Source organism: Paenibacillus sp. 01T422 (assembly GCF_056398785.1).
The window spans coordinates 1-6,839 of the sequence record NZ_JBFTQB010000593.1 but is presented as its reverse complement, the minus strand read 5'-3'; the positions used below and the strand labels follow the sequence as shown (position 1 = coordinate 6,839).

Below are 6,839 nucleotides of genomic sequence, written 5' to 3'. Positions count from 1 at the left end.
TCATCATTTAAAACAGTAGAAGTACTCATAGGAAGGCTCCTTGCTAATGAATAGAGTATCTAATAACCTTACTAGTATAAATAGTGAAGCTAATATTGTAAATTTTGTTTCTGAATTTCATTGTTTTTTTGAAATAAAGGAAGGTAGGGTGAATAAATGAGAAAAAGAATAGTCATAATTGGAATAGGAGTATTCTGTTGAGACGAATGAAAAAGTTGTGGCGTTAACGTTTGATGATGGACCGGCGGAGCAAACTGCTTCAATTTTATCTCTCTTGGTTAAATATCAATCAAAGGCTACTTTTTTCTAATAGGAAGCGAGCTAATACGTGAGACAGGGTATGAAGGCGAAAGTGATTTTTCCTTATTATTTACATAAGAAGCATAGATAATGTTCCATTCAGCATGAGCCACATTGACAAAAGATACTGTAACATTTATAATTACAGTATAACTTGAGTTTAAAAATAACGCTAAAGGCGGTGCTGGATGATGAACTATCAAATCAGTGATTGGGTTACAGCCACTACGAATCAAGATGAAATGTTGCATGGGTATGTAGAATCCATGGATGTGCTTGGAGGTCTGACTCGCATTTACGTGATTGCATCCGACCGTGAATCGACGATTGGTAGAGTCATGGAAGTCAGCAACCAAGATGTTAAAAAGTTGCCGGCAAGTTCCCTTGATATAGAAGAACAAGTGAGAAGCTTGATCGATGTTTCCCTCGCCGTGAGAGACGAAATGTGGTTCCTTGAATTGACAGGCAAACTGCTGTCCATTCAACAAGATGAGTCCAAGCGCAGCGAGCGCGATATTCTTCCTTCACTTACTTTCATTAATCGCTTAGGCGTTGATCAACTATAATGAAAAGCCAATCCAAGACATGTGCAACGTGTCGAGTGGATTGGCTTTTTTTGGTCGTGGTGGGGAGGGAGGGTGTAGTGATGTTTTTCATCGCTAACGCACGCTGAACGGGCTAATTGCTCACTGTTAGGATGTAAAACATCCTTAACTGGTGCGGAGGTGCAACGATGCAGCTGTTCCCGCCGCTGTAAAGATGTTTATCATCTCTAACGCATGTCAAATGGGCCAATTGTTTGCTGTAGCGATGTTTTACAATGCTAACGCAAACTGTACACACCTCAGCTCCTCTGCACGCTACTGCACAGGTGCCTTTTTCACAACCTGCGGACCCTTCACCATTTCCACTTCAAACAGAGCTTGCAGCTCAGTAATTTTTCTGGGATCGGTAAGCGCCATTTTGTCCTTAAAATACTGTTCCACAACGAGCTCCCAAGTAGGCACGATTTTCTGGGCTGTAATGGAACGGATGGCTGTCTTCAGAAGCCGTCTTTCCTTGGCATTGCTGTAGACATCTACATATTGCTGTGTCCGTTCGAAATCAAGCTCTTGAAAAATCGCTTTGAACACGTGTGAAGTCATCCGCGCATCATCCAGCGCTCTGTGGGCGGAACCTTCCGCCTCGATTTGCAAATCAAGCAGGGCCGCCTCGACACTGACATCGTTCGTTACATTTTTGTAGCGAATAAACCCCTTCAATAAATCAAAATAGTCGGCATTCATCCAGTACGCATCATCCATTTTATGCATTCTCGTATCAAAAACAATACGCTTCAAATCTTCTCCGCCCCATGTAACGAGTAGAAACGCATCGCTCCGGTTCAGCCAGTCGAGGAAATCTGTAATGACACTGCGAAAGCCAGCGGCGCTATCAATATCCTCCTGTGGAATGCCCGTTTTCTTTTTGATAAAACCATTCAATTTGGAGAAATACACCGGCTTGATCAGAGCTGAGAACTCATCGACTGGCTCAAGGGAATCATTAAGGCGCACAGCCCCAATCTCGATAACCTCCATGGGTAAATCGCTCGCAAACTTGCGACCGTTAAATTCTATATCCAAAATAATGTAGTCCATGGTGCTTGCCCCCGTTCTTTCTATTCCTATCATTTTAGCAGAAAATGTTTAGGCTGCCATCTTGGCTTTTCCGTAGACTGCGGTAAGTACAAGGCTGAACAGCAATCCGATAAAGGACATGATGGAAATCCATAAGTAAAGCGATTGCCCGCCAAAGCTTTCATAGAACCATCCGCCCAGATACGAGGCCACAATGCCGGATACGCCGAAGAACAGCAGAGCAAGAACTGTTTGACCGGTTGCTCTCCACTCCTCAGGTACAATGCGGTATAGATACTGAATCGCCGCGGAATAAAAGATTGGAAAAGTGAAGGTTTGCAGAAGCTGCAAGTAAACAAGTGCATGAGGTTCCGTAATCCATGAGGACAATAGAAAGCGAATGAAATAAAAGAAAGCAGAGAAAGCGATGATTGCGAGTTCCTTCCCTTTGCGCAGCCACCAGAAACTTAGTGCAAAGACAAGAATTTCACTACCTGCCGCTAAAAACCAAGCTTGTCCGATCAAGTCAGGACTACCACCTAATTTTCGTATATATACGCCTAAAAATGTGTCATTAATTCTTTGCGGAACGGCAACAATAAAGATTAACACCATAAACCAAATTGTCTCTTTATTTCCTAGGAAATTACGTAAGCTTTTTAATGTGATTGGTTTACCAGTAACTGGTGCATCTGGAAGCGATAAACAAATGATAAGGCTGATGACGCCGATCCCTCCGAAAAGGTAGCCTAAGCTGTTTAAGCCTAAATATTGAATCGCATAGCCAACGGCCAAGGACATAACGGCATACCCAATAGCGCCGAAAGTCCGTATGGAACCATAACTAACTCCGTTTGCTTCCGCTGTTTGGAAGTTCAGGCTTTCTGTTAACGGGTCTAGCGGCATTAGGAAAAAGTACAGAAACATCGTAAACAGAAGCAGAACAATGAAGCTATTGGAGGTATATAAAAAATACCCTACAAGGCTTGAACACACTAATAGAAGCAACATGACCTTCTTAATGGTTCTGGTCCTATCACTGATCATGCCCCAAAGCGGTTGTGAGAAGATGGTAATTATTCCTCCTGTACCGATGATCAGACCGATTTTGGTTGCAGGGAGCCCTTGGGCATCTAAATAAACAGGCAGAAATGAAACGAACATGGCAAGCAGGGCAAAGTACAAAAAATTAAACGAACGTAAAAGATTTGAAGCACTCATGATGACCGTAACCTTCCTAATTGAAATTAGCGTGTGTTTGCTGTAAAACTACATTCTAACATGATGCACGAAAGATTCCAAAAAGAAAAATGTCTCAGGAGCGAAGTAGGGTTGTCCGACTTGAAGTTGTGATAAACGGGCTTTAAGGCAATAATAGGCTTTTTTTGCTAGGTCGGCTTTTTTTATCATCAAGAATCGGCGTTTTTTGTATAACCAATTGCAAGAATTGAAGATTGCCTAGGAAGATGGATGTCTTTTATGCTAGAAAGGCTGGTATAGACCATTCTCTAGAAATTGTTTTCTTGCATGAAAATATGTCGATGAGGTGATCGTTATGGGAAAAATGAAAAAAATACTATCGGTCAGTATGGTTTCAAGTCTTCTTGTATCTTTTGTACCCATTTATGAAAGCGCTTATCCAAAAGCGGAGGCTGCTGCTGTCAACCTATTGAGCAATGGCGGCTTCGAACAAACAACAACGACGCTGGATACGAACTGGAACGGCGTTACAACGCCTGCCCCGGTCGGTTGGGGCTTATGGATTCCGACAGGGAGCGGCAAAGCGCCCAATCAAACGGCGAATGTCTCCTTAGACTCAACCACCTTTCATGAAGGGAGTAAATCAATTTTGTTTGACGCTTTTGCAACAAGCAGAGTCTCTGTCAATCAAAGCGTGTTGACGGTGACGCCAGGCAAGTCCTATAGACTTAAAGTGTGGGTGAAAACTGATAATGTCACGGGGACTGGAAAGCGCATTTTCTATGGCTCAGGGGGCTTCGGTAGCGTTAGCTCCTTCGTTCGTCCCTACGAATGCAGCGGACAAAACGGTGATTTGGAGTTCAACAGACCCAAGTGTGGCAGTTGTGGATAACAACGGAAATGTAACCGGTGTGGGACAAGGCTCCGCTACAATTACGGTGTCGACGCCAGATGGCACGATCAAGGCACAATGTCTCGTTAACATTGAATCTGCAGAGCTTTTTCAAGCCTACGCACAGATGCGGGCCAAATGGTTCAATAAGCTGACGGGCGGTACCAATTATGATCCCGCTGATCCTGATATTTCCGCCAACCTGGCGAAAATGGCAGATAGCGTAACGAATGATAGTGCAACCGGTTTCTGGGATACGCTTAACAAGTCTGCGGACCGCACGCTTGTCTGGAATGACCTTGCTAGCACAACGGATTCGGCGCAAGTAACGACTTCGTACAGCAGATTGCGGACATTGGCACTCGCTTATACGCTCAAGGGCTCGAGTTTATACCATAATGAGGCGCTTAAAGCTGATATTTTAAACACACTGGATTGGTTGAACGCTAACCGCTACAACGAATCCAAAACCGAGTACGGCAACTGGTGGGACTGGGAGATCGGCGCTCCGCAAATTATGAATGATATTCTCGTGTTGATGTATGAGCAGTTGACACCAACTCAGATTACGAAACATATGAAGGCTATCGACCGATTTGTCCCTGATCCGAAAAAACGTACACTCAACAATGTTGTTGAAACTGGCGCCAACCTGCTGGATAAAGCGCTTGTTGTTACAATGCGTGGCATCATCGGCAATAACAGTGCAAAAATTACGCAAGGTCGCGACCCGATTGGTCCCGAATTTGTTTATGCCAATCATGGTGACGGGGTATACATAGACGGTTCATTAGTACAGCATACGAATATTGCGTATACTGCTGGCTATGGCGCTGTATGGCTTAGCCGGGCTGCTGATATGACGTACGTCCTGAATGGCTCCCCATGGCCAGTAACGGATCCTAACGTTAATAATGTGTACAAATGGGTTTCGGACACGTTCGAACCTGTTATTTACAAAGGACTTTACATGGACATGGTGAATGGTCGAGGTATCTCCAGACAAGCAACAGGCAGCGCTAGAAGCACGATTACTACTTTGCTTCGCTTGGCTGAAGGTGCACCGGCGGACGTTGCGCTTTCGATTAAGCGGATGGCGAAGGAATGGATTTTGACTGATACGACCTATGCGAATTACGTGGATGGACTGCCGATTTATGAGTTGGCGCTGATTAAAGAGCTAATGAGCGATTCAACTATTTTGCCCAGAGGAGAATTGAAGCGCAATCAAGTATTTGCCGGCATGGATCGTGTGGTTCATTTGCGTGAGGGTTATGGCTTTGGGTTGAGCCTTTTCTCGAACCGGATTTCTGCTTTTGAAAAAGGTAATAACGAAAATCTTAAAGGCTGGTACACGGGAATAGGGATGACATTCCTATACGATCAGGATCTTAATCAGTACCGCAATGATTTCTGGCCGACTGTGGATTCATTCCGTTTGCCAGGTACAACGACGGATCAGTCAGGCAAAGGCGTGACCCCTGGCGAATGGACTTCGTACATGAACGCTAAAAGTTGGGTAGGCGGCTCGTCCATCGATGGCCTTTATGGTGCGGCAGGCATGGACTTTTCCATGGATAAAGTAACGGGAAGCACGCTGCAAGGCAAGAAATCGTGGTTCATGTTCGATGATGAAATCGTCGCGTTAGGAGCAGGAATTTCGAAAAGTTCAGCAGCGAACGCGCCGGTTGAAACGATCATCGATAATCGGAAGCTGAGTGATGCCGGAGACAATGCACTTATCGTCAACGGTTCTGTTCAATCGAATCAACTAGGCTGGTCAGGCACGTTAAATCATGTGAATTGGGCTCATTTAGCCGGCAATGTAGTGGATTCAGACATCGGTTATTATTTCCCAGGGTCTGCAAGCATCTATGGCTTGCGTGAAGCGAGAACGGGAAGCTGGCAAGAGATTAACAGCGGACAATCGAATACGCCGATTACGCGTAATTATTTAAGTTTAGCTTTCGAGCACGGGCAAAATCCGACGAATGCCTCCTATGCTTATGTCATGCTGCCACACAAGGATGCTGCCGCAACAGAAGCGTACAGCCAATCGCCGACTGTGGAAATTTTAAGCAATACAGCTGATGTGCATGCAGTGAAAGAGAAGCAGCTAGGCATTACAGCGGCCAATTTCTGGAATCCTGGTTCCGTAGCAGGCATTACAGCAGGCAATCCGGCTTCCATTATGGTGAAGGAATCAGAGACTGAACTTTCCATTGCGGTATCCGATCCAACGCAAGCGCAGAATTTGATTTCACTGGAGTTGAATAAAACGGGCTTGCAGTTCGTTAGCGGCGATAGCACAATTACAGTACAGCAATCTTCACCGGTCTTAAAGCTTGATATTCAGGTTGCAGGCTCGTTTGGTAAGACGCATGTCATTACCTTCAAGAAGGACAGTGCAGCTCCGGTGACGACAGATGACGCGAAAACAGGGTGGCAGCGCACGGCGCAAACGGTGACATTGACGGCAAGCGACGCTGATAGCGGCGTGCAAACAACGATGTATAGCGTTGATAACGTTGCCTTTACGGAAGGAAACACAGTATCTGTTTCTGAGGATGGCGTGCATCAAATTCGCTATTATAGTGTTGATCAAGCCGGCAACCAAGAGACAGTTAAAACGGTTGAAGTCAAAATCGATTCGAAGGCGCCAGTTATCACGTCTACGGTCACGATGGATGTTTATTGGACAGATGGTGGCAGTCTAAACTTCGCGATAAGCGATGAAGGAAGCGGAGTGGTTGCCAAGTCTGTCAGGCTGGATGGCTCTAATGTTAGCCATCCCTATACGTACAAACCTTTTTCGCTCCGAATTGGTG

The 6,839-nt window shown here is 45.1% G+C and carries 5 protein-coding genes and 1 pseudogene; 4 read left to right on the top strand and 2 right to left on the bottom strand.

All coding sequences use genetic code 11. The features are described 5' to 3' along the window. Positions 1-196: 196 nt before the first annotated feature. Positions 197-307, top strand: a pseudogene (locus tag AC1DUA_RS26720) (polysaccharide deacetylase family protein); the annotation flags it as partial. A gap of 181 nt (positions 308-488) precedes the next feature. Then, positions 489-866: a hypothetical protein gene (locus tag AC1DUA_RS26715; protein WP_477502658.1), complete on the top strand. Its 378-nt coding sequence runs from the start codon at positions 489-491 to the stop codon at positions 864-866. A gap of 294 nt (positions 867-1,160) precedes the next feature. On the opposite strand, the gene AC1DUA_RS26710 is transcribed toward AC1DUA_RS26715, so the two are convergent. Then, positions 1,161-1,940, bottom strand: a complete 780-nt coding sequence (locus AC1DUA_RS26710) for a 3'-5' exonuclease (RefSeq protein ID WP_477502657.1) — start codon at positions 1,938-1,940, stop codon at positions 1,161-1,163. Between the two features lie 48 nt (positions 1,941-1,988). Further along, positions 1,989-3,140: an MFS transporter gene (locus AC1DUA_RS26705; RefSeq protein ID WP_477502656.1), complete on the bottom strand. Its 1,152-nt coding sequence runs from the start codon at positions 3,138-3,140 to the stop codon at positions 1,989-1,991. 334 nt (positions 3,141-3,474) lie between these two features. Between AC1DUA_RS26705 and AC1DUA_RS26700 the strand changes: the two genes are divergently transcribed. Continuing rightward, on the top strand, positions 3,475-4,011 hold the full coding sequence (locus AC1DUA_RS26700) for a carbohydrate binding domain-containing protein (RefSeq protein ID WP_477502655.1): 537 nt from the start codon (positions 3,475-3,477) through the stop codon (positions 4,009-4,011). Further along, positions 3,902-6,839, top strand: a 2,938-nt coding sequence (locus tag AC1DUA_RS26695) for a polysaccharide lyase family 8 super-sandwich domain-containing protein (RefSeq protein ID WP_477502659.1), incomplete at its 3' end; no start/stop codon positions are given. The genes AC1DUA_RS26700 and AC1DUA_RS26695, both read left to right, overlap by 110 nt.